This window comes from Helicobacter winghamensis ATCC BAA-430 (assembly GCF_028751035.1).
GTDB classification, from domain to species: domain Bacteria; phylum Campylobacterota; class Campylobacteria; order Campylobacterales; family Helicobacteraceae; genus Helicobacter_D; species Helicobacter_D winghamensis.
This window is the reverse complement of record NZ_CP063533.1, coordinates 1075616-1094951: the sequence shown is the minus strand read 5'-3', so window position 1 is coordinate 1094951 and position 19336 is coordinate 1075616. Positions and strand designations below refer to the sequence as shown.

27 protein-coding genes are annotated in these 19336 nt (G+C 37.5%); 16 read left to right on the top strand and 11 right to left on the bottom strand.

The features are described from left to right. Window positions 1-116 precede the first annotated feature (116 nt). Window positions 117-1046, top strand: a complete 930-nt coding sequence (locus IP358_RS05650; RefSeq protein ID WP_006802616.1) for a ribose-phosphate pyrophosphokinase — start codon at window positions 117-119, stop codon at window positions 1044-1046. Continuing rightward, on the top strand, window positions 1018-1611 hold the full coding sequence (locus IP358_RS05645) for a peptidylprolyl isomerase (RefSeq protein WP_040498663.1): 594 nt from the start codon (window positions 1018-1020) through the stop codon (window positions 1609-1611). Before IP358_RS05650 ends, IP358_RS05645 begins: the two co-directional genes overlap by 29 nt. A gap of 3 nt (window positions 1612-1614) precedes the next feature. Here IP358_RS05645 and mog read toward each other — a convergent pair whose 3' ends face one another. The 5 genes from mog to IP358_RS05620 are packed head-to-tail and all read right to left on the bottom strand — an operon-like array spanning window position 1615 to window position 3696. Next, entirely contained in the window at window positions 1615-2145 is a 531-nt protein-coding gene (gene mog, locus IP358_RS05640) for a molybdopterin adenylyltransferase (RefSeq protein ID WP_006802614.1), read from the bottom strand. Further along, window positions 2142-2639 carry a molybdopterin-guanine dinucleotide biosynthesis protein B gene (mobB, locus tag IP358_RS05635; RefSeq protein WP_006802613.1) on the bottom strand — a complete coding sequence of 166 codons (498 nt, stop codon included), beginning with the start codon at window positions 2637-2639 and terminating at the stop codon, window positions 2142-2144. The genes mog and mobB overlap by 4 nt, the downstream gene beginning before the upstream one ends. A gap of 24 nt (window positions 2640-2663) precedes the next feature. Then, window positions 2664-3113, bottom strand: coding sequence for a molybdopterin synthase catalytic subunit (locus IP358_RS05630; RefSeq protein WP_006802612.1), 450 nt, complete (start codon window positions 3111-3113; stop codon window positions 2664-2666). Further along, the gene (locus IP358_RS05625; protein ID WP_006802611.1) at window positions 3113-3334 is read right to left on the bottom strand and encodes a MoaD/ThiS family protein; all 222 of its coding nucleotides are present in this window, start codon (window positions 3332-3334) and stop codon (window positions 3113-3115) included. Before IP358_RS05625 ends, IP358_RS05630 begins: the two co-directional genes overlap by 1 nt. A gap of 8 nt (window positions 3335-3342) precedes the next feature. Next, window positions 3343-3696 (bottom strand): hypothetical protein, encoded by a 354-nt coding sequence (locus IP358_RS05620; RefSeq protein ID WP_006802610.1) that lies wholly within the window; start codon window positions 3694-3696, stop codon window positions 3343-3345. Window positions 3697-3767: 71 nt separating this feature from the next. Between IP358_RS05620 and IP358_RS05615 the strand changes: the two genes are divergently transcribed. The 5 genes from IP358_RS05615 (at window position 3768) to proB (ending at window position 6768) form a co-directional block, all read left to right on the top strand. After that, complete coding sequence (locus tag IP358_RS05615) at window positions 3768-4139, top strand: RidA family protein (RefSeq protein ID WP_006802609.1); 372 nt, start codon at window positions 3768-3770, stop codon at window positions 4137-4139. Window positions 4140-4222: 83 nt separating this feature from the next. Next, window positions 4223-4534, top strand: a complete 312-nt coding sequence (gene rplU, locus IP358_RS05610) for a 50S ribosomal protein L21 (protein ID WP_006802608.1) — start codon at window positions 4223-4225, stop codon at window positions 4532-4534. A gap of 23 nt (window positions 4535-4557) precedes the next feature. Next, on the top strand, window positions 4558-4815 hold the full coding sequence (gene rpmA / locus IP358_RS05605; RefSeq protein ID WP_006802607.1) for a 50S ribosomal protein L27: 258 nt from the start codon (window positions 4558-4560) through the stop codon (window positions 4813-4815). Between the two features lie 63 nt (window positions 4816-4878). Then, window positions 4879-5961, top strand: coding sequence for a GTPase ObgE (gene obgE, locus IP358_RS05600; RefSeq protein WP_006802606.1), 1083 nt, complete (start codon window positions 4879-4881; stop codon window positions 5959-5961). A 3-nt stretch (window positions 5962-5964) separates the two neighbouring features. Continuing rightward, window positions 5965-6768 (top strand): glutamate 5-kinase, encoded by an 804-nt coding sequence (gene proB, locus IP358_RS05595; RefSeq protein ID WP_006802605.1) that lies wholly within the window; start codon window positions 5965-5967, stop codon window positions 6766-6768. A 215-nt stretch (window positions 6769-6983) separates the two neighbouring features. Here proB and IP358_RS05590 read toward each other — a convergent pair whose 3' ends face one another. The 4 genes from IP358_RS05590 to IP358_RS05575 are packed head-to-tail and all read right to left on the bottom strand — an operon-like array spanning window position 6984 to window position 11593. After that, window positions 6984-8204 carry an ABC transporter permease gene (locus IP358_RS05590; RefSeq protein WP_006802604.1) on the bottom strand — a complete coding sequence of 407 codons (1221 nt, stop codon included), beginning with the start codon at window positions 8202-8204 and terminating at the stop codon, window positions 6984-6986. Continuing rightward, window positions 8204-8911, bottom strand: a complete 708-nt coding sequence (locus tag IP358_RS05585; protein ID WP_006802603.1) for an ABC transporter ATP-binding protein — start codon at window positions 8909-8911, stop codon at window positions 8204-8206. The genes IP358_RS05590 and IP358_RS05585 overlap by 1 nt, the downstream gene beginning before the upstream one ends. After that, window positions 8908-10155 (bottom strand): efflux RND transporter periplasmic adaptor subunit, encoded by a 1248-nt coding sequence (locus IP358_RS05580; RefSeq protein ID WP_006802602.1) that lies wholly within the window; start codon window positions 10153-10155, stop codon window positions 8908-8910. The genes IP358_RS05585 and IP358_RS05580 overlap by 4 nt, the downstream gene beginning before the upstream one ends. Further along, window positions 10142-11593, bottom strand: coding sequence for a TolC family protein (locus IP358_RS05575; RefSeq protein ID WP_006802601.1), 1452 nt, complete (start codon window positions 11591-11593; stop codon window positions 10142-10144). Before IP358_RS05575 ends, IP358_RS05580 begins: the two co-directional genes overlap by 14 nt. 138 nt (window positions 11594-11731) lie before the next feature. Between IP358_RS05575 and panD the strand changes: the two genes are divergently transcribed. The 9 genes from panD to IP358_RS05530 are packed head-to-tail and all read left to right on the top strand — an operon-like array spanning window position 11732 to window position 17423. After that, the gene (panD, locus tag IP358_RS05570) at window positions 11732-12100 is read left to right on the top strand and encodes an aspartate 1-decarboxylase (RefSeq protein WP_006802600.1); all 369 of its coding nucleotides are present in this window, start codon (window positions 11732-11734) and stop codon (window positions 12098-12100) included. Next, window positions 12093-12401: a YbaB/EbfC family nucleoid-associated protein gene (locus IP358_RS05565; protein WP_006802599.1), complete on the top strand. Its 309-nt coding sequence runs from the start codon at window positions 12093-12095 to the stop codon at window positions 12399-12401. The genes panD and IP358_RS05565 overlap by 8 nt, the downstream gene beginning before the upstream one ends. 2 nt (window positions 12402-12403) lie before the next feature. Continuing rightward, window positions 12404-13501, top strand: coding sequence for a DUF7488 domain-containing protein (locus IP358_RS05560; RefSeq protein ID WP_006802598.1), 1098 nt, complete (start codon window positions 12404-12406; stop codon window positions 13499-13501). Then, entirely contained in the window at window positions 13476-14339 is an 864-nt protein-coding gene (locus IP358_RS05555) for a polyprenyl synthetase family protein (protein ID WP_006802597.1), read from the top strand. Before IP358_RS05560 ends, IP358_RS05555 begins: the two co-directional genes overlap by 26 nt. A 9-nt stretch (window positions 14340-14348) precedes the next feature. Further along, on the top strand, window positions 14349-15134 hold the full coding sequence (surE, locus tag IP358_RS05550) for a 5'/3'-nucleotidase SurE (RefSeq protein ID WP_006802596.1): 786 nt from the start codon (window positions 14349-14351) through the stop codon (window positions 15132-15134). Further along, the gene (locus IP358_RS05545) at window positions 15124-15813 is read left to right on the top strand and encodes a tRNA cyclic N6-threonylcarbamoyladenosine(37) synthase TcdA (protein WP_006802595.1); all 690 of its coding nucleotides are present in this window, start codon (window positions 15124-15126) and stop codon (window positions 15811-15813) included. The genes surE and IP358_RS05545 overlap by 11 nt, the downstream gene beginning before the upstream one ends. Before the next feature lie 3 nt (window positions 15814-15816). Next, entirely contained in the window at window positions 15817-15978 is a 162-nt protein-coding gene (locus IP358_RS05540) for a hypothetical protein (protein WP_006802594.1), read from the top strand. Between the two features lie 9 nt (window positions 15979-15987). Beyond that, complete coding sequence (locus IP358_RS05535; protein ID WP_006802593.1) at window positions 15988-16863, top strand: carbon-nitrogen hydrolase; 876 nt, start codon at window positions 15988-15990, stop codon at window positions 16861-16863. A gap of 26 nt (window positions 16864-16889) precedes the next feature. Next, entirely contained in the window at window positions 16890-17423 is a 534-nt protein-coding gene (locus IP358_RS05530) for a class I SAM-dependent methyltransferase (RefSeq protein WP_248613390.1), read from the top strand. On the opposite strand, the gene IP358_RS05525 is transcribed toward IP358_RS05530, so the two are convergent. Further along, on the bottom strand, window positions 17420-18646 hold the full coding sequence (locus IP358_RS05525) for a molybdopterin molybdotransferase MoeA (RefSeq protein WP_006802591.1): 1227 nt from the start codon (window positions 18644-18646) through the stop codon (window positions 17420-17422). The two genes, IP358_RS05530 and IP358_RS05525, sit on opposite strands and share 4 nt — an antisense overlap. Before the next feature lie 10 nt (window positions 18647-18656). Further along, complete coding sequence (gene ribA / locus IP358_RS05520; RefSeq protein WP_006802590.1) at window positions 18657-19238, bottom strand: GTP cyclohydrolase II; 582 nt, start codon at window positions 19236-19238, stop codon at window positions 18657-18659. Between the last annotated feature and the right edge of the window lie 98 nt (window positions 19239-19336).

The window sequence follows — 19336 nt, the reverse complement described above, 5'->3', positions numbered from 1 at the left end:
AAAAATTTAAAAGTAGTAATTTTAGCAGAATTTTTAAAACCTTTTACGAAAAGGCAAAACATTTAAGTTTTTAAAGTTTATAATTTGCGTTTTATTTCACACAAAAGGGCTTGTTTATGCAAGATTTTAGAGTTTTTACGGGGAGTGCGCATAAGGAGTTTTCTAATAATGTTGCTAGAGTTTTAGATATTGAGTTATCTAAAGCGGAAGTTGCGCGTTTTAGTGATGGAGAGATTAGTGTGCGTTTATGTGAGAGTGTGCGCGGTAAAGATGTTTTTATTATTCAGCCAACTTGTGCGCCAACAAACGATAATTTAATGGAATTATTAATAATGGTAGATGCTCTAAAACGAAGTTCTGCAAAAAGCATTTATGCGATTATGCCTTATTTTGGCTATGCAAGACAAGATAGAAAGGCAGCTCCACGCGTGCCAATTACTGCAAAACTCGTTGCAGACTTATTGCAATGCGCTGGAATTACGCGTTTAATTACGATGGATTTACACGCTGGGCAAATCCAAGGCTTTTTTGATATTCCCGTGGATAACCTTTATGGTTCTATTGTATTTAAGGAGCATATTGTTGCTAAAAATCTGAAAAATCCAATTGTAGCAAGTCCTGATATTGGAGGCGTTGCGCGTGCTAGATATTTTGCAAAACTTTTAGGGCTTGATATTGTTATAGTTGATAAAAGACGCGAAAAAGCAAACGAAAGTGAAGTAATGAATGTTATTGGAAGTGTGGAAGGTAAGGATGTAATTTTAATTGATGATATGATTGATACTGCTGGCACAATGGTTAAGGCTGCAAGCGCCTTTAAACAAAAGGGTGCAACAAGTGTGATTGCGCTTGGCACACACGCTGTTTTTAGTGGTCCAGCCTATGATAGAATTGCAAATAGTGAGATTGATGAGGTGATTGTTACAGATACAATTCCATTGCAACAGAGTTGTGAAAAGATTAAAATCTTAAGCGTTGCGCCTTTGTTTGCTGAAGTGATTAGAAGGATAAATAATGATGAGAGCGTTAATTCTCTTTTTGCTTAGTGTTTTTAGTGCAGTATTTTTAAATGCACAAGAAGCTAAAAATGATCAAGAAATTAAGAATACACAAGAAGCTAAAGTTATTCAAGCGGTGTTAGAGACAACTTCTGGCAAAATCACTTTAGAATTATTTCCGCAAGTTGCGCCAAAAGCAGTGGAAAACTTTGTTACACATATTAACAATGGATATTATAATGGAATTCTTTTTCATCGCGTAATTCGTCAGTTTATGATTCAAGGAGGAGATCCAACAGGAACAGGGCTTGGTGGTGAGTCTATTTGGGGAAAAGATTTTGAAGATGAAATTACAAAGGGATATGCCTTTGATAGAGCCGGGATTTTAGCGATGGCAAATGCAGGGGCTAATACCAATGGAAGTCAATTTTTTATTACTACAAAACGCGCTTCTCATTTAAATGGAAAGCATACAATTTTTGGAGAGATTAGCAAACAGCACCAAGAAGAGAGTTTTAAGACATTGCGCAAAATAGAATATACACCAACAGATTATGCAGATAAACCTATAAAAGAGCAAAAAATTTTAAAAGCATACATTATTGCAAACTAGCCCTTAAGACTTCGGGCGGAATGCTTTAATAACTTCTGGATTTGTTTTCAAATACGCTGCACCGATTAAATCAAGGCAATAAGGCACAGCAGGAAAAACTGCGTCTAAACATTCTCTGATGGATTTTGGTTTGCCCGGGAGATTGATAATTAAGCTTTTGTGGTAAATTCCTGCACTTTGGCGTGATAAAATTGCTGTTGGGACATATTTTAGACTAGTTTGGCGCATAAGTTCGCCAAATCCGGGGAGCATTTTCTCACATACCGCTTCTGTGGCTTCTGGTGTAACATCGCGTGGAGCGGGACCTGTGCCACCTGTGGTTACAATCAAATCACATTGTTCTTTATCTGCAAGTGCAATGAGTTGCTCTTTAATGAGTTCTAAATCATCAGCAATCACGCAGTAACTATAAGTAAATGGAGTGATAAGATATTCTTGTAGAGTTTCTAAAATTGCCTTACCTGAAATATCTTCGTAAATCCCTGCACTTGCGCGATCTGATAGAGTTAGGATTCCTATTTTTGCTTGTTTCATTCTATATCCTTGATAAAAGTATTAATCCATTCTAGTATTGCTAAAGGGTTGTCTAAATCTAGAATTTGAAGTTTATAGGAAGCTAGTGATTCTTTTTTGATGCTAGAATCTATAGCAATTGCTTGAATAAAGGGTAAAAAGCGTGTATCAAAAAAATCTCTAGCCACGCAAATCCTAGGTAAAGGCAATTCCTTTAAGCCCTCTACAAAAAGATAATCATAACTGCTAAATTGTGTCTTTATGGATTCTATACTTAAGGCTTTATGAAAACGCAAAGTTGTTTGTGTGTTTCCTAGAATTACCACATCTGCGCCACTTTCAAAAAAACGCGCGGAATCCTTTCCTTGTGTGTCAAGCTGTGCCTTATCCTTTGGATCGTGTTTAATGATTGCTATGCGTTTGTATGGCGCATTTTCTCTTAGGTAAAGGGCAAGTTTTTCAATAAGAGTTGTTTTGCCACTATTGGAATTTCCCGTAAATGCAATTGCACGCATTATAATGCCTTTTTGGATTCCATATTAGCCACTTAAAAGTCCGCTATGTGGGAGATGATGGCTGCGCTCTTTTGCGTAAATGCGTTGATTGTTTTTTAAATCATATTTCCAAATGGGCGCATTGTGCTTAAAATCTTCAATAAAATCTTCAAAAATCCCTAGTGTTGCGCGTCTTTGGGAGCTAAAAACTCCCGCCATATAAGAGCTTTGGTGATTAAGGACATCACCTTTTGAATGCGCCATTTTTAGATAAGTATCGTGCTTTTGCGCTTTTTTGCACCACGCATTAAACCATTGTTCTAAAAGGGGAGTGTAAATATCAAAGCTCAAGCCTTCACAATCATTTTCAGCACGCACAATTCCAGTAAAAATCGCATTTGCTCCGAAGTTATTCTCCGCTCCAAAAGCACACCATTTTGTATAGATTTCTGTTGTGTTTAATGCGCCCTCAAAGATTAATAAAGAATCTTGCATTATCCGCCACACACTGGAGGAAGTAGGGCGATTTTATCGCCATCTTTAATGGGAGTATCCAAAGAAGAGATGATTGTATTATTAAGAGCAATTGCGCAGTCTTTTAGCCAAGCATTAATCTCTGGGATTGCTTGAAGTTCCTCTTTTAAGGCGTGTAAGGTTGTGGCGTTGCTTGTGTGGGTTTGATTGCCAAGTGGACCTAAAAATTCAACTTCTACCATAAAAGTGCCTATTGTAAAAGCTCAATGCGTTCTTCTTGCATCTCATAAGGAATTTTTGGTGCTTTTTTGGGTTTTGGTGCAACTTTGTGCGGATGTTTTGGAGCCGGTTTTAGAGCTGGTTTTGATAATTTTTTGGGAAGTTTATTTACGGAAATAATTTTGCCTGTTCTCCCATCAATAAAAAACGCAGAATCCTTAGGATATTTTTGCATCTCTCTTTTTAATGCTTCATCAAAAGGTGTTAAAGGTGAAATGGATGCGTGTTTTTTAGGTGGCTTTGGAGAGACAAAATTATCAGCATATAAAGCTGTTGTGCTAAGACTAAGAATGCCAGCAGTAAAAATTTTTAAAAGTGATTGCATAAAGGAATCCTTAAAAATGAAATGAGCTATAATTCTATAATAAATTATGTTAAAAAGTAAAGGAAAATCTAATGGAAATTATCACAACGCAAAATGCGCCACAAGCTATTGGTCCTTATTCTCAGGCAATTAAGGCAAATGGAATGCTTTATACTTCGGGGCAAATTGGGCTTACTCCACAAGGGGAGTTGCAAGGCGATATTAGCACGCAAACAAAACAAGTGCTAAATAATCTAAAAGAAGTTCTAAAAGCTGGAAATAGTAGTATGGATAAGGTTATTAAAACAACGATTTTTTTAAGCAATATGGATGATTTTGGAATTGTAAATGCAATTTATGCGGAATTTTTTGGGGAGCATAAGCCAGCTAGAAGCACTATTGGAGTGAAAACTTTGCCAAAAAATGCACTTGTAGAGATTGAATGTATTGCGCTTGTAGATTAAAGTTTTATTAATAAAAATTAAGATAGAATCCAGCCTTTTATTAGTTCTTAATAAAAATAACTTCAAATTTTAAGGAATTGTATATGTATGCAATCATTGCGAATGGAGGCAAACAATACAAGGTGAGCGAAGGTGATATTATTTTGCTAGATTGCTTAAACCTTGAGCCAAAGTCAAAAGTTGAAGTAGCTGAAGTTTTAGCCATCTGTAATGGAGATGATATTAAGCTTGGTGCGCCTTATGTGAGTGGTGCAAAAGTTGAGCTTGAGGTTATCAATGAGGGCAGAGGCAAAAAAGTCATTACTTTTAAGAAACGCCGTAGAAAAGACAGCAAAACTAAGCGCGGTTTTAGAAGAGATTTTACGCGTGTGCGTGTTGTTAAAATCTCAGGCTAGATTGCAGCATTTAAGGAGTTAGAATGGCACACAAGAAAGGTCAGGGTAGCACCCAGAATAACCGCGATTCTGCGGGACGCCGTTTAGGTGTTAAAAAGTTTGGAGGGCAGTTTGTGCGTGCGGGAAATATTATTATCCGTCAAAGAGGGACAAAAGTGCATCCCGGAAATAATGTAGGAATGGGTAAGGATCACACAATTTTTGCATTAATTGATGGAATTGTTTCTTTTGAAAGAAAAGATAGAAATCGCAAAAAAGTTTCTATTCTCCCAGCTTCTTAAGCTTTCTACATTTTTAAGATTCCAAAGTTGGAATCTTAAATTTTTCGTTTTTAAGGTAATTTAATGTTTGTTGATCGTGTTGAAATCTTTGTATCCTCTGGTAAAGGTGGAGAAGGTGCAGTTTCGTTTCGCCGTGAAAAATTTGTCATTAATGGAGGTCCTGATGGGGGCGATGGTGGCAAGGGCGGAAATGTGTATTTTCAAGTAGATAGAAATACAGATACACTTTCGCATTTTAGAGGACACAAACATTTTAAGGCGCAAAATGGACGCCCAGGAGAGGGACGCAATAAGTATGGAAAAAAGGGTGAGAATTTAGTTATTGTTGTGCCACCTGGAACTCAAGTTTTTGATAGTCAAAGTGGTGAGTTGCTTTTAGATTTATTGGATGAATCACAAAAAGTGTTATTTTTAGAAGGTGGCAAAGGAGGGCTAGGGAATGTGCATTTTAAAAGTGCTACAAATCAACGCCCAACTTATGCACAAAAAGGCTTACCCGGGATTGAAAAAATTCTCCGCTTGGAGCTAAAACTTATTGCAGATGTTGGACTTGTGGGATTTCCAAATGTTGGCAAATCCACGCTTGTATCGGTGCTATCTAATGCGAAACCAGAAATTGCAAATTATGAATTTACTACTTTAATTCCAAGTCTTGGTATTGTAAATGTAGGGGATTATCAATCTTTTGTGATTGCTGATATTCCTGGGATTATCGGTGGTGCAAGTGAAGGGAAGGGATTAGGAATTGAGTTTTTGCGCCATATTGAGCGAACACAATTTTTGCTTTTTGTTTTGGATTTGGCAAATTATAGAGATATACAAGAGCAATTTAGTGTGTTGCGCTTAGAAGTGAGTAAGTTTAGCAAAAAGCTTGAAAATCGCCCTTTTGGTATTATGTTTTCAAAAAGTGATGCAGTGGAGAATGCAGGAGAGCTTGTAGAGTCTTTTGTAAAGCACTTAGAATGCAATCTTAAAAAACACGCTCAAATTCCAAATTGTTTTATTCAAAAAGAAGCAAATGATTTTAGTGTGAAATTTGATTTTTCAAAACCGCTTTTTGTGCTAGGAGCTTCAAGTGTTAGTGGCGAAAATGTAGAATCCCTAAAGCATTTGCTTTATGCAAGCCTAAGAGAATCTAAAGAATGAAAAATGCAAAAAAATAAAATAGAAGAAAATAAAAAAAACAATAGAATAGTTATTAAGGTTGGCAGTGCGATTTTGGTAGAAAACCAAAGCATTAATTTAGAGCGGATTAAAGCTTTGGCACAATTAATTGCAAAGCTTAGAAGTGTTTATGAAGTGATTTTGGTAAGTTCTGGTGCAGTAGCTGCTGGATATACAGAAGTAAAACTAGATAAAGAAAATCTTAGTAATAAACAAGCCTTAGCGGCTATTGGACAGCCTTTATTGATGGAAATTTATGCAGATATTTTTAGGAAATATAATATTATAACTGCACAAATGCTGCTTACTGCTTATGATTTTGACTCTAGAAAACATACCCATAATGCGCGCAATGCAATGGAAGTTTTGCTTGCAAATAAGGTATTGCCTATCATTAATGAAAATGATGTGATTGCAACAGGGGAGCTAAAATATCTAGGTTTTGGGGATAATGATCAACTTTCAGCGCATGTAGCACATTTTTTTGGTGCGCGATTATTGGCAATTTTAAGTGATATTGATGCATATTTTGAAGAAAATCCAAAAGAGAATCCTAATGCAAAAATGCGAAAAGTGGTAACAGAAATCTCTAATGATGAGCTTTGTGCAGAAGCATCGCCAAATAACGCTTTTGCTACAGGTGGAATCGTAACAAAACTTAAAGCAGCAAAGTTTTTGTTAGAAAATCAAAAGGAAATGTTTTTATCAAGTGGTAAGGATTTATCTGTTTTATATGATTTTTTAATGCACAATATTCACGAAAAAGGCACATTATTTACAGTAAATTAGTCAATGAGAAATAATGTAACTATTAAATTTTGATAATCTTAGGTTTTGGATAATAAAAAGCACTGGATTGAAAGTAACTGTATGAGGCTTATGCGACAAGGCATATTATGTCGGGTGTGCGATATAGATGGGCATTGTATGCAAGTATCTATAAGGATATTTATAAACACATAATTTACAAGATAAAAGTGATGTTGTTACGATGTTTAATTTATTTATTCATGTCTTAGGGCATCAATAGGGTTTAGCCTTGAAGCGCGTCTTGCTGGGAGATAGCCAAATAAAATCCCTATGCAGGCAGAAAACAAAAAGGCAATAAATGCAATTGTGTAATCAAAGACAAAGGGTAAGTCCATAATTTGGCAAATTCCAAATGCAAGAAAGAATGCTAAGATAATCCCTACGATTCCGCCAAGCGCGCTTAGGGTTAGAGCTTCTATTAAAAATTGTAAAAGCACTTCACTTTGTAATGCGCCTATGGCTATGCGCGTGCCGATTTCTTTTGTGCGCTCTGTTACAGAAACTAGCATAATGTTCATAATCCCAATTCCACCTACAATTAGGCTAACACCTGCTATCGCGCTTAAAAATAATGTGAGTGTGGAAGTGGTGTTTTGCATAATATTTATAATTTGCTTAGTGTCCATTATTTCAAAATCGTCTTTTTGCCCGCTTCTAATGTTGCGGATTTGGCGTAATGTGTCTGTGATTTGTGCGAGTGCTTGTGTGGAATCTACATTATCTTTTAGGGAAATCATAATGCGTGAGATATTATAAAGTGAGCTTGATTTTAAAATGCTTCTTTGATAGGTTTTTAAGGGGAGTAAAATCACATCATCTTGATCGTTGCCCATAGCGCCTTGCCCCTTTTCTTCTAGGATTCCTATACATTCACATACGATATTATTAAGTTTGATTCTGCTTCCTAGGGGGTTTGTAGAGCTTTTGTCAAAAAGATTTTTTTGCACGCTTTTTCCAATAATGCAAACATTACTTCCTGCTCTATAATCACTTGCTTCAAATTCCCTTCCGCTAGTGATTGCCCAGTTTGTGGCTAGAAAATAGGCGGAATCTATGCCTTGGATTTGTGTTTGAGTGTTTTCTTTGTGGAATTGCGCAAGAGCTGAAGTAGAAGATAGTGGGGCGATGGCGCGTGCTAGATGCGCTATTTGTAGATTTAGGGCTTTAATTTCATTTAGGCTAAATTGTTTTCTACCGATTCCACCGATGTTTTGCGTGCGTGCGGGAAAAACTAACAAGATATTGCTACCAAGGCTACTAATGCGTTGTGTTACAACCTGTGTTGTGCCATTACCAAGTGTTATCATAATAATCACTGCGCTAACTCCAATGATGATTCCTAGCATTGTTAGAAGGGAGCGCAAAAAGTTACGCTTGATTTGGCGGAAGGCTAGAAAAAAAGCATTTAGAAGCATTAGATTCCCCTTGGATTGGATTTTGTAGAAGAATCACTTTTGATTTTACCATCTAAAAATTCAATTTTGCGTGTGGAGTATTGCGCCATTTCTGGCTCATGTGTTACCATTAAAATTGTGATTTTAGATTCCATATTTAGCTGCTTTAAGATTTCCATAATCTCTACACTGCGCGTTGTATCAAGGTTTCCTGTGGGTTCATCAGCAAGTAAGAATAAGGGCTTAGAAACAATGGCTCTTGCGATTGCTACGCGCTGTTGTTGCCCACCACTTAGGGCGTTGCTTTGGTGGTTGTGCCATTGTTCTAAGCCTACCATTGCTAGAGCTTCCATAGCGCTTTTTAGCCTTTCTTTTCTTGGGATTTGGCGATAAAGCAAGGGGAGTTCTACATTTTCTAGGGCTGTTGTGCGTGGAAGTAGATTAAAGCCTTGAAAGATGAAGCCGATGTAATTGCGGCGCAAAAGTGCTTTTTGCTTAAGGTTTAGGGTGCTTATATTTACGCCACAAAAATTATAGATTCCACTTGTAGGGCTGTCTAAGCAACCTAGAATATTTGCTAGCGTGCTTTTGCCGCTTCCGCTAGGTCCCATAAGTGCTACAAACTCTCCTTGTGTGATGGAAAGATTCACGCCACGCAAGGCTTCAAAGGTGTTTGGTGGCTTGCCATAGGTTTTATGGAGATTTTCTAAGGTGATAAATTCTGTCATTTTTCTATTCTTTGGGAGAGAATAATTTCTGTGCCTTGTGTGATAGAATCGCTAAAGATTTGTGTGAAAATTCCATCGCTAATACCAACTTCAATGGGGATTTCTTTTGGGATTTTGTTTTCTAAAATCCATACACTAGAGTTTGCTTGCTTTTGTGTGGTGTTGCTTTTTGGGCGGCGCATTGAACCAAAGGGATTAAAGCTACTTTTTTGTTTTTTTATTTCTTGTGTGCTAGGGGAAAAGTATAATGCGCTTGCTGGAATAAGTAGAGCGTTTTTGACACTTTTTGTTGTGATGTCAGCAGTGGCGCTCATTCCTGGGCGTAATAGCAAGTCTTTGTTATCTACACTAATGCGTGCTTCATAGGATACAATATTATCTGTGCTTTCATTTGCGCCAAAATTCACGCGATCAACCTTAGCGCTAAAGGTTTTATTTGGATAGGAATCTACGCTAAAATGCACTTCCTGTCCTATTGCAACCTTGCCAATATCTGCTTCAGAGATGCTAACATTAAGCTCCATTTCTTCTAAGCTTTCTGCGATGATAAAAAATTCAGGAGCTTGAAAACTAGCTGCTACACTTTGCCCCACTTCAATGGAGCGACTAAGCACTACCCCATCAATGGGAGTTGTGATATGGGCGTTTTTTAAATCTACTTGTGTGGAGCGGATAGAAGTTTCAATCTCTGTGATGCTTGCTTCTTTGATTCCAACTTCACTAAGCGCTGCGTTATAAGCGGTTTTGGCGCTTTGTAGATCTAGCTTTGAAGGAGTTTTACCTTGTGTTTTTTGATGGAGTGTTTGGAGTTGCTGGTATTGCCATTTTTTTTCATCTAAATTGACTTGCGCGCTTTTTAGTTGGGCTTTGGCGCTTGCAAGCTGTGCTTCAAGGCGTAATAAGTTTTGCTCAATGCTTTCACTATCAATTTTTGCTAAGATTTGCCCTTTGCTGACTTCATCATTTACATCAACAAGCACTTCAAGCACAATCCCAGAAATCACAGAACCAATTGAAACTTCGTGTGTGGGGGATAGTGTGCCATTTGCGCTAATGGAAGTTTGTATATCCCCAATTTTAGCAGGCTGTGTAGTGTAGGTGTAATTTGGCTCTTTGTTTTTTAGCCAAAATAAAAGCATTATAAGCAAAAGTGCGCTTAAAGCTGTGCTTGAGATGATAATGAAAAGCTTTTTGTAGTTACGCTTGGGATTTAGTGTGTTTAAGATTTCTTTAGGGGTTTGCATTAAAATCCTTTTGTAAATTTAAGTTTCCTCCAAAGGCTTTATAAAGGCTAATGAGTGTTTTTAGATTCTCACTATGTGCTGTGTTTAGGGATTTTTTGGCATTGTTTAAAGAAGCGCTATTTAGGGAGTGTTCTCTTAAATCAATTAAGCCTATGGAGTGGCGATTTAGGGAAAAATTATAGTAATTTTGTGCATTTTCTAGGCGTTTTTGGCTGTTTTGGAGCTGGGTGTGTGCGCTCTTTACATTAAAGCTTGCATTTTCAATTTCAAAAAATGCATTTTTTAGGGATTTTTGGAGTATTAAATAAGATTCTTTTAAAAGCGCATCTTGCAAAAAGTAGTTTTGGGTGAGTTGTGTGCGATTTAAAATAGGCGCACTAAGCGAGCTTGCAAGCCCCCAAGCGAGATTACCACTTGCTTGTGTGCTAGAATCTAAAATTTCATTAATATTTGCGCTAATGGAAATAATAGGAAATAAACTTGCCTTTGCGTTTGCCTTTGTGTAGATTTGTGCGTGGAGACTTAAGAGTGAAGCCTTAATATCAGGGCGAGAAAGTAGCGTATCTGCTGGGAGATTTGTAAGGTTAAAATATATTTTTGGCGTGGGTAGAGTTTGGGAGATTTTAAAGGGTAGAAGGTTGGAATCTAAATCTAAAAGAATTAAAAGCGCATTTTTGCTCTCTACTTCAAGGCTTTTTAGTGTTTCTAGTGTGTTTTGTTCTTGTGTTAATAAATCTTGTTTTTCAAAAAGTTCTGTGCTATCAAGCAAGCCATTTTCTACTTTTAGGCGCGTGAGCTCTAGGGCTTCTTGGTAGTGGGTTATGTTTTCTTTGGTTAAAATTAAATTTTGCTGTGTTTCAAGTAGGGTAAAATAAAGTGTAGCAATATCGGCAAATAGAGTGATTTTAGCGTTTTCTAAGTCTTGTATGGATTTTTGGTAAAGAGATTCTTTAGCGTTTTTGGTGTGTCTTAATCTGCCAAAAAGATCAAGCTCCCAAGAGAGTGTCGCACCTATTTGTGTGTTGTTTGTGTGGGTTTTTAGAGTGGGGGTTGTGTCTGTGCGTGTGTGGTTTGTGCTTGTATTAAGTGTGCTATTAATTTGTGGGAATAAAGAGCCCCAAGCGCTTTTTAGTTGGGATTGCGCTTGCAAAATTCTTGCTTGCGCGATTTGTAAATCTAAATTTTTGCTTAGAGCAAGATCAAAAAGTGCATTTAAGTTGGAATCTAAAAATAAAAGTTCTATTTGTTCCTTTGGGTTTGTGGTTAGTTTTTTAGCATTAGAGTTATTTAGACTAATTAAGCTAGTGTTGTTAAACTCTGATTGTAAAGAGTTTGTTAGGGATTTTGAATCCGGGAGAGTGGCTGAACAGGCTAAAAACACAAGGCTTAGTGCATTTAAGATTCCATATTTTAAAAGGGCTTTTAGATAATATTGCAAAGATTCTCCTTGAAAACTTGGGGTGTATTTTACTTTGAAAAGCTAAAATAAATGTGAAGTGGTTATGCTTTTTGTTTGCGTTGTGGTTGCTTCTTGTGCTAAAATACTGAAATTTTGAAGTTAAGCAAGGAATGAGTTGTGAATCTTACGATGTTATATAGCAAAATCCATCGCGCAAGTGTGAGTGATGCAAATTTGAATTATGTGGGTTCTATTACAATTGATATTGCTTTGATGCAAGCAGCAGGATTAGTAGAGGGGCAAAAGGTGGATATTGTTAATATTAATAATGGAGAGCGGTTTTCTACTTATGTAATCACAGGTAAAAGTGGAGATATGTGCTTAAATGGAGCAGCAGCACGCAAGGTGCAAGTGGGGGATAAGATTATTGTAATGGCGTATGCGCAATACACGCAAGATGAGCTTAAAGGCTATGAGCCCAAAGTTGTTTTAGTAGATGAAAATAATCAAATTGTAGCGATTAAAAAGGAGTTAGGAAATGTTTGATCCAAAAGAGCTGGCAAAAACGCTAGGCGATTTACAAGAAAAGTTTCAAAATGCACAAGAAGCAAATAAAGAAGTTGTGCTAAGTGCTAAAAGTGGTGGTGGTTTGGTGAGTGTAAGCGCAAATGGTGAAGGTGAAATTATTGATATTAGCATTGATGATTCCTTATTTGAGGATAAGGAATCTTTGCAGATTTTGTTAATGATTGCGTTAAATGATGTGCTAAAAAGTGTGGAATCTAATCGCAAAAATATGGCAATGCAAATGCTTGGAAACTTGGGCGATTTTCCGTTAAAGGGGTGATTATGAGAGTTTTTAAAAGTGTTATTGCTGGGTTATTGTGTTTTGGTGTTTCTAGTTTTGCATATGATTTTAAGGCGTGTGAAAAAAGGGCGGCTTTGTCTATGGAGCGTGTGGGAAGCACTTATGGAGTTGCGATTGATTCTTTAGGAACAAAGGCGGTGTTGTTTGTGTATTCTCCCAAGCAAGAGCCGCGTGGCTATAAGGTGCTAAAGCACGATCCTTTTGTAGGAATGTATCTTTTAGAATCTAAAGGGGCGTTAGAGCCGATAAATCTTAAGATAATTAATAAAGAAATTTTAGAAGATGAAATGGCAAGTGTGAATCCAAAAGATAGCGTAAGTGGTAAGATTGCAACAAGAATGCAAAGCCCTATTGATTTTGCAACGCTTAATACTCCGACTTTTCAAAATAGCTTAATTAGCACGATTTGCGATCATATATATGGAATCGGAATTGGTGGAAATGCCTTTATAGAAAAGGCGTATTTGGATAGATTTGTTAATAGCGATTCTGTTTATTATGGGGATATTGGCGTGCGTGTGGTGGAAAATGCAAGTGGTGTAGAAGTGAGTGTAGTTGATCCCTTCTTTAAAAAGAATCCTTTTAAATATGGTGATGTGATTACTTCTATTAATGGGGAGATGATTTCAAATTTAGCAAGTTTTCGGCGTGTGGTGTTTGACTTAAAAAAAGGCTTAGTTGTGCCTGTGCAAATTAAGCGTAATGGTGTAAGTATGGAAGTGCAAGCGCAAGTAGATAAGCTGCGTGGTGGAATGCTGCTGCCTGATAATTTTTTCTCACGCGTGCATATTGGTGTGAGTGATAATTTTGTGATTACTTATGTGGGTAGGGACGCCAAGGACGGCTTTGAACGCTTGAGGGTTGGCGATAGGGTGTTGCGTGTAAATCAGCACGATGCACCAAGGGGGAATGACGCGATTATCCACTTGTTGGGGGAATATGCAGATAAAAAACAGCGTTGGTTAATCTCACGCGATGATTTTCAGTTTTTTATTGATGTAAATGATAAAGGAGTGGGGGAGTCGCAAATTTCTCTAACACAGGGGCTTTTAAGTGAAGACACTAGATTTAGTTTTTAAAGAATTTGAAGTGTATTTAAAGGAGAGTTCTCCAAAAATTCCAAATTTTCATCCAAATTATGAAAACGCGCTTTGGGAAATTGTGCTAAATGGTGGAAAGCGATTCCGTCCTAAGTTACTTTTAAGCATTGTAGCAAGTTATAAGGTAGAAAATGTGAAGTTAGCCTTCGCGCCAGCACTTGCGCTAGAAATTTTGCACACTTATTCTTTAATACATGATGATTTGCCAGCAATGGATAATGCGCCATTTAGGCGTGGTTGTGTGACTCTGCATAAAAAATACGATGAAGCTTTAGCAATTTTAGCAGGCGATGGGTTAAATACACAAGCGTTTTATTTAATTGCAACTTCTAAGTTAAAGCCAAAGATAAAGATTAAACTTATAGAGTCCTTAAGCTATAATGGTGGAATCTATGGAATGGTGCTAGGACAAGCGTTAGATTGCCACTTTGAAGGAGAAAAACTGCCTTTGGAACAACTTAGGGTTATCCACTTAAATAAAACAGCAAAGTTAATCGCTGCTTCTTTTGAAATGGGAGCGATGATTGCAGAGTGTGATAAAAAAACGCGCAGAAGCTTGTATCAGTTAGGTTTAGATTTGGGATTGTTTTTTCAAATCCGTGATGATGTGATTGACTCCACGCAAAGCACGCAAGAAGCGGGGAAGCCTACGCATAATGATAGCGCGAAAAATAGTTATGTGAATTTGCTAGGTTTAGATGGTGCAAGAGAGAATGCAAAGCTCTTACAAGATTCCATATTAAGACAGATTGAAGCTCTAAATAAGCCTGCTAAAAAGCACTTAAACAGACTTTTAAGCAATTATTTTGATATTTAAAGGAAAATTTTGAAACGCATTTTAATAACAAATGATGATGGTTATGAATCCCCGGGATTACTAGCACTAAAAGAAGCGTTAAGCCCTTTGGGGCATTGTGTAATTGTAGCTCCAGCAAGTGAAAAATCCGCTTGCGGGCATGGAATGACGCTAACCCGCCCTTTGCGCTTTATTAAGCTTGAAGATGATTTTTATAAATTAGATGATGGAAGTCCAACAGATTGTATTTATCTCTCACTTAATGCGCTTTATGATGAAGGAGTAAAGCCTGATTTAATTGTAAGTGGAATTAATATTGGCTCAAATATGGGAGAAGATGTAAGTTATTCTGGCACAGCAAGTGCAGCTATGGAAGGTGTTTTGCACGGGATTCCATCTTTAGCAGTTTCGCAAGTGTTAAAGGATAAAAATCATTTTGGCTTTGATTTTGCGCTTGCAAAAGAGAGCATTTATACGCTTGCAAAAAAAATCCTTGAAAGCTCTTATCCTTTGGGCTTTAGGGAGTTTTTGAATGTGAATATTCCGCAATTAAAGCCACAAGATTGCAAAGGAATGCAAATAACAGAGCTTGGAATCCGCACTTATGGGAATGATGCGCATTTGCATAGGAATCCACGCGGGGAAGAGTATTATTGGCTAGGCTTACATCCGCTTGCTTGGAGTGAGCGAGAAAATGGGGAACTCTCTGATTTTAGCGCGATTAATCAAGGCTATGTTTCTATTACGCCTATCACGCTTGATTTTACTGCACGCACGCGTTTAAGTGGGCTTAAGGAGTGGCTAGATGCAAAATAAGCGTTTTGCTAGGACTTTGTTGCTTTTTAAGGAAAATGGATTCCAAAAATTACAAAATTCTAGTGTGTTATTGCTTGGTGTTGGGGGCGTTGGGAGTTTCGCGCTAGATTGCTTGTATCGCACAGGTGTTGGGAAAATTTGCATTGTGGATTATGATGTGTTTGATGAAAGCAATCAAAATCGGCAAATTGGTTCTTTTGAAGGTGTAGGGCGTAAAAAAGTGGAAGTTTTATCACAGGAATATCAGGGGATTTTAAGTTTGGATTCCAAAGTTACGCAGGATTTTATTGATAATTTTGACTTTAGTGTGTATGATATTGTAATTGATGCCATTGATGATATTGATGCAAAGGTTGCTCTAGCGCTAAAGATTGCAAACAAGCCTAAAAAGATGCTTATAAAGGAGAAAATGCCTCATTTACTTGTTTCCACTGGGAGCGCAAAAAAACTTGATCCTTCAGAGATTCAGTTTGCTTCTATTTGGAAAAGCTATGGTGATAAGTTTGCAAGGAAGTTTAGAGAAGAGCTTAAGAAACGAGAATTTAAGGGGGATTTTATGGTGGCGTTTAGCCCAGAAGTCCCTAAATGCAAGGAGCTTGGAAGCTTTAGTGGTGTAACAGCTAGCTTTGGATTGCGTTTAGCAAGTGAAGCGGTTGCTTTAATTTTAAAAAAGGAATAAAAAATGAAAATAATAGCAAAACCTTTTGAAGAAGATGAGATTGAAGATTTTGAAGAAGAAGAGTATGATGGTTATGGTTCAGAATATGAAGATAGCGATAGATTTTTGTATGATGAAGATGATTATAGTAACAATGATAGCGACTATGAAGGCGATGATTATTAGGGGGAGAGAATGATTAAGGTGGCTTTGGTTCAGCACGCATATAAGGAAAATAAGGCAAAAACGCAAGACTTTACCGCGCAAAAGGTTAAAGAAGCGGCAGCTCTTGGTGCGAAACTTGTATTATTGCAAGAGTTGCATAGTGGAGAGTATTTTTGCCAAAGTGAGAATGTGGAGTTTTTTGACTATGCTTTAGAATTTGAAAAGGATTGTGTATATTTTTCTAAGGTGGCAAAAGAATGTGGAGTAGTGCTTGTAACTTCGCTATTTGAACGCCGTAGTGCTGGGCTGTATCATAATACTGCGGTGGTATTTGAAAATGATGGCAGTATAGCTGGAAAGTATCGCAAAATGCACATACCTGATGATCCGGGATTTTATGAGAAGTTTTATTTCGCTCCTGGGGATTTAGGGTTTGAGCCGATTTTAACAAGCCTTGGAAAACTTGGGGTGCTTGTGTGTTGGGACCAGTGGTATCCTGAAGCGGCAAGAATTATGGCGTTAAAGGGGGCTGAAATTTTGATTTATCCCACGGCTATTGGCTGGTTTGATGTGGATAGCAAGGAAGAAAAAGAGCGTCAAAGGAAAGCTTGGATAGCGGTGCAAAGAGGGCATAGCGTTGCAAATGGAATTCCTGTGGTAGCAATTAATCGCGTGGGGTTTGAGAGAGATTCTAGCGGTGTGATAGATGGAATCCGTTTTTGGGGTTCTAGCTTTGCATATGGCGCGCAAGGGGAGTTGCTAGCTTTAGGAAGTGTGGAGAAGGAAGAGATTTTGTATTTTGAGTGGGATAAAAAGCGCAGTGAAGATGTGCGCCGCATTTGGCCCTTTTTGCGAGATAGGCGCATTGACGCGTATGGGGATATTTTGAAGCGGTATTGTGATTAATGGAGAGTGATGCGCTAAAGTGGGATATGCGTCACAAAGAAAGCCCAGTTCCAATTAAGCCTTTGGAGCTTTTAAGGGTGCATATTGCAAAGGCGAAAGTTGGCAAGGCGTTGGATATTGCTTGCGGAATGGGGAGAAATTCTAGATTTATGCGTGATTGTGGCTTTAGCGTGGAGAGTGTGGATATTTCAAGTTATGCAATTAACGCGTTGCAAGGCGAGAGTGGGATTAACACACAATGTGTAGATTTGGATACATTTAGGATTCCAATTTGTAGTTATGATTTGATTTGTAATAGTTATTTTTTGGATAGGCGTTTGTTTCCTTATATGATTGAAGGGTTAAAAAGGGGTGGAATTTTGGTTTTTGAAACTTTTGCTTTAAGCAATGTGGAATCGCAAAATGCCTTTGCTAGCGATTCTAACCATTTGTTGCGAAAGAATGAGTTATTAAAGGCGTTTTTGGATCTAGAGATTTTATTTTATGAAGAAGCATTGATAGAACGCAAAAAAGATTCCAACCTTGCACTTGTAGCAAGGCTAGTAGCACAAAAACACTAGAGCAAAATTACTTCTACAATCTCTCCACTTTGTTTGTTGGAATCTAAAATGCAAAGTCCCACTTGTGCGTTATCAAGGGGACAGAAGTTATTTAAAATCGCGCTTTGGAAGTCCTTCTTTCCCTGAAAATCAATGCTAAAACTTCCATTGAGATTGCGCACATTACACACACGAAATTCTAGGCGTGTATCGTTTTTGTTAATATTTTGATTAAGTGGAATCTTAAGCGCTGTGATTGTTGGTTTTGTGCCTAAGAGACGGAGTAAAATCTCTTTAGCAAAGAGTTCAAAGGTTACTAGCGTGGAGTTTGGAAAGCCGGGTAATGCAAAAAAATGCTTTTGATTAAAATGCGCATAAATAATATGCTGTCCAGGCTTGATTTGCACTCCTTTAAAAATCACTTCTTTTTCTCTTTTCTTGCAAAGTGCTGTGATAAAGTCGTAATCTCCAACGCTTGCTCCACCACTACTTATTACCATATCACATTCATCTAAGGCTAGTTGCACATTAGATTCTATTTGTGCTTTGTCATCTTTTAAAATGGGGTATAGTTTTGGGATTCCGCCATTTTCTAGCACTTTAGCCAGCAGTAAATGTCCATTTGTATTGTAGAGATCTTGGGTATTGCTTGGGATTTCGCCTAATTCTAAAAGTTCATTGCCACTTACTAGGATTCCCACTTTTGGGCGTGTGAAAACTTCTACAAAGACTTGGTTTAAACTTGCTAAAAGTCCTATATGATGAGCGTTTAGGCGTGTGCCTTTTTGAAGTAGCATTTCGCCTTTTTTATAGTTTTCTCCCACTTGGCGAATGTGTTGTCCGATGTGTGGCAGTGCGTGTATTTTGAGAAAATTTTGCTTGAGATTATTTTGTTCCACTTGACAATCTTCAATGGGAGCTAGCATATCGGCATTTTTGGGAATTTTAGCTCCTGTGAAAGTTTTAATGGCAAAGGGGGCATCAAGGGGTAAAGTTGGAATCGCATTTCCAGCGGGGTTTTCTGCTAGGATTTGAAAGCACTTAGCGTCCTTAAAAGTGGAGTTAAACGCATAAGCATCCATTCTTGATAGCGGAAAATTTGGCATATTAGAAGGGGCTAAAATAGTATTTGCTAAAATGCGTCCTAAAGCATCATGTAAAAACACGCGATCAATTCCTAATGGAGCGATGTTTTGGGAGTATAAAATTTCTTTGGCTTCTTTAAAATCAATTTTTGTTTGCATTTTGGATTCCTTAGAGTAAATGCCCCATTTTTTCTTTTTTAATAGCAAGATAGTGGGAATTGTGTTGATTGCATTGTGTCAAGATTGGCTCTCTTATAACTTTTATCATTGTTTTAAAAGTATTGATTTTGCTAGGATTATTGGTAAGCAAGCGAATTTGTGTGAGTTTGTAAAAATCAAAGATGAATTTTACCACGCTATAATCGCGTTCATCTTCTTTAAAGCCTAATGCTAAATTTGCTTCCACTGTGTCAAGCCCTGTATCTTGCAGGGCATAAGCATTAACTTTGTTAAAAAGCCCAATACCTCTGCCTTCTTGACGGAGATAAATCACCATTCCTTGCTCTTTTTGGATTCTTTTTAGAGTGGCGTGCAACTCGTCTCCGCAATCACATTTTAGGCTAAGAAGTGCATCTCCTGTTAGACATTCTGAATGCACACGCACAAGGGGATTTTGTGGTAAATTTTGCGTTTTAATCACAAGATGTTCTAGGATGTGATTATGAGTTTTTTCTCTAAAAGAGCGGATTTTAAACTCTCCAAATTGCGTGGGCAGTGTTGCTTCATTAGAAAATTCTATAACATTTTGCATGGATAATCCTAAAAATAAATGGCGCATAATAGCGCATTTGCAGTAAGAAGTGCTTAAAGTTTAGCAAGTCTTTAAAGAAAAATGCGCTATTATGCAGT

Coding starts and splice junctions, on each gene's coding strand:
- IP358_RS05650 (WP_006802616.1), top strand. CDS start 117: ATGCAAGATTTTAGAGTTTTTACGGGGAGTGCGCATAAGGAGTTTTCT.
- IP358_RS05645 (WP_040498663.1), top strand. CDS start 1,018: ATGAGAGCGTTAATTCTCTTTTTGCTTAGTGTTTTTAGTGCAGTATTT.
- mog (WP_006802614.1), bottom strand. CDS start 2,145: ATGAAACAAGCAAAAATAGGAATCCTAACTCTATCAGATCGCGCAAGT.
- mobB (WP_006802613.1), bottom strand. CDS start 2,639: ATGCGTGCAATTGCATTTACGGGAAATTCCAATAGTGGCAAAACAACT.
- IP358_RS05630 (WP_006802612.1), bottom strand. CDS start 3,113: ATGCAAGATTCTTTATTAATCTTTGAGGGCGCATTAAACACAACAGAA.
- IP358_RS05625 (WP_006802611.1), bottom strand. CDS start 3,334: ATGGTAGAAGTTGAATTTTTAGGTCCACTTGGCAATCAAACCCACACA.
- IP358_RS05620 (WP_006802610.1), bottom strand. CDS start 3,696: ATGCAATCACTTTTAAAAATTTTTACTGCTGGCATTCTTAGTCTTAGC.
- IP358_RS05615 (WP_006802609.1), top strand. CDS start 3,768: ATGGAAATTATCACAACGCAAAATGCGCCACAAGCTATTGGTCCTTAT.
- rplU (WP_006802608.1), top strand. CDS start 4,223: ATGTATGCAATCATTGCGAATGGAGGCAAACAATACAAGGTGAGCGAA.
- rpmA (WP_006802607.1), top strand. CDS start 4,558: ATGGCACACAAGAAAGGTCAGGGTAGCACCCAGAATAACCGCGATTCT.
- obgE (WP_006802606.1), top strand. CDS start 4,879: ATGTTTGTTGATCGTGTTGAAATCTTTGTATCCTCTGGTAAAGGTGGA.
- proB (WP_006802605.1), top strand. CDS start 5,965: ATGCAAAAAAATAAAATAGAAGAAAATAAAAAAAACAATAGAATAGTT.
- IP358_RS05590 (WP_006802604.1), bottom strand. CDS start 8,204: ATGCTTCTAAATGCTTTTTTTCTAGCCTTCCGCCAAATCAAGCGTAAC.
- IP358_RS05585 (WP_006802603.1), bottom strand. CDS start 8,911: ATGACAGAATTTATCACCTTAGAAAATCTCCATAAAACCTATGGCAAG.
- IP358_RS05580 (WP_006802602.1), bottom strand. CDS start 10,155: ATGCAAACCCCTAAAGAAATCTTAAACACACTAAATCCCAAGCGTAAC.
- IP358_RS05565 (WP_006802599.1), top strand. CDS start 12,093: ATGTTTGATCCAAAAGAGCTGGCAAAAACGCTAGGCGATTTACAAGAA.
- IP358_RS05560 (WP_006802598.1), top strand. CDS start 12,404: ATGAGAGTTTTTAAAAGTGTTATTGCTGGGTTATTGTGTTTTGGTGTT.
- IP358_RS05545 (WP_006802595.1), top strand. CDS start 15,124: ATGCAAAATAAGCGTTTTGCTAGGACTTTGTTGCTTTTTAAGGAAAAT.
- IP358_RS05540 (WP_006802594.1), top strand. CDS start 15,817: ATGAAAATAATAGCAAAACCTTTTGAAGAAGATGAGATTGAAGATTTT.
- IP358_RS05535 (WP_006802593.1), top strand. CDS start 15,988: ATGATTAAGGTGGCTTTGGTTCAGCACGCATATAAGGAAAATAAGGCA.
- IP358_RS05530 (WP_248613390.1), top strand. CDS start 16,890: ATGCGTCACAAAGAAAGCCCAGTTCCAATTAAGCCTTTGGAGCTTTTA.
- IP358_RS05525 (WP_006802591.1), bottom strand. CDS start 18,646: ATGCAAACAAAAATTGATTTTAAAGAAGCCAAAGAAATTTTATACTCC.
- ribA (WP_006802590.1), bottom strand. CDS start 19,238: ATGCAAAATGTTATAGAATTTTCTAATGAAGCAACACTGCCCACGCAA.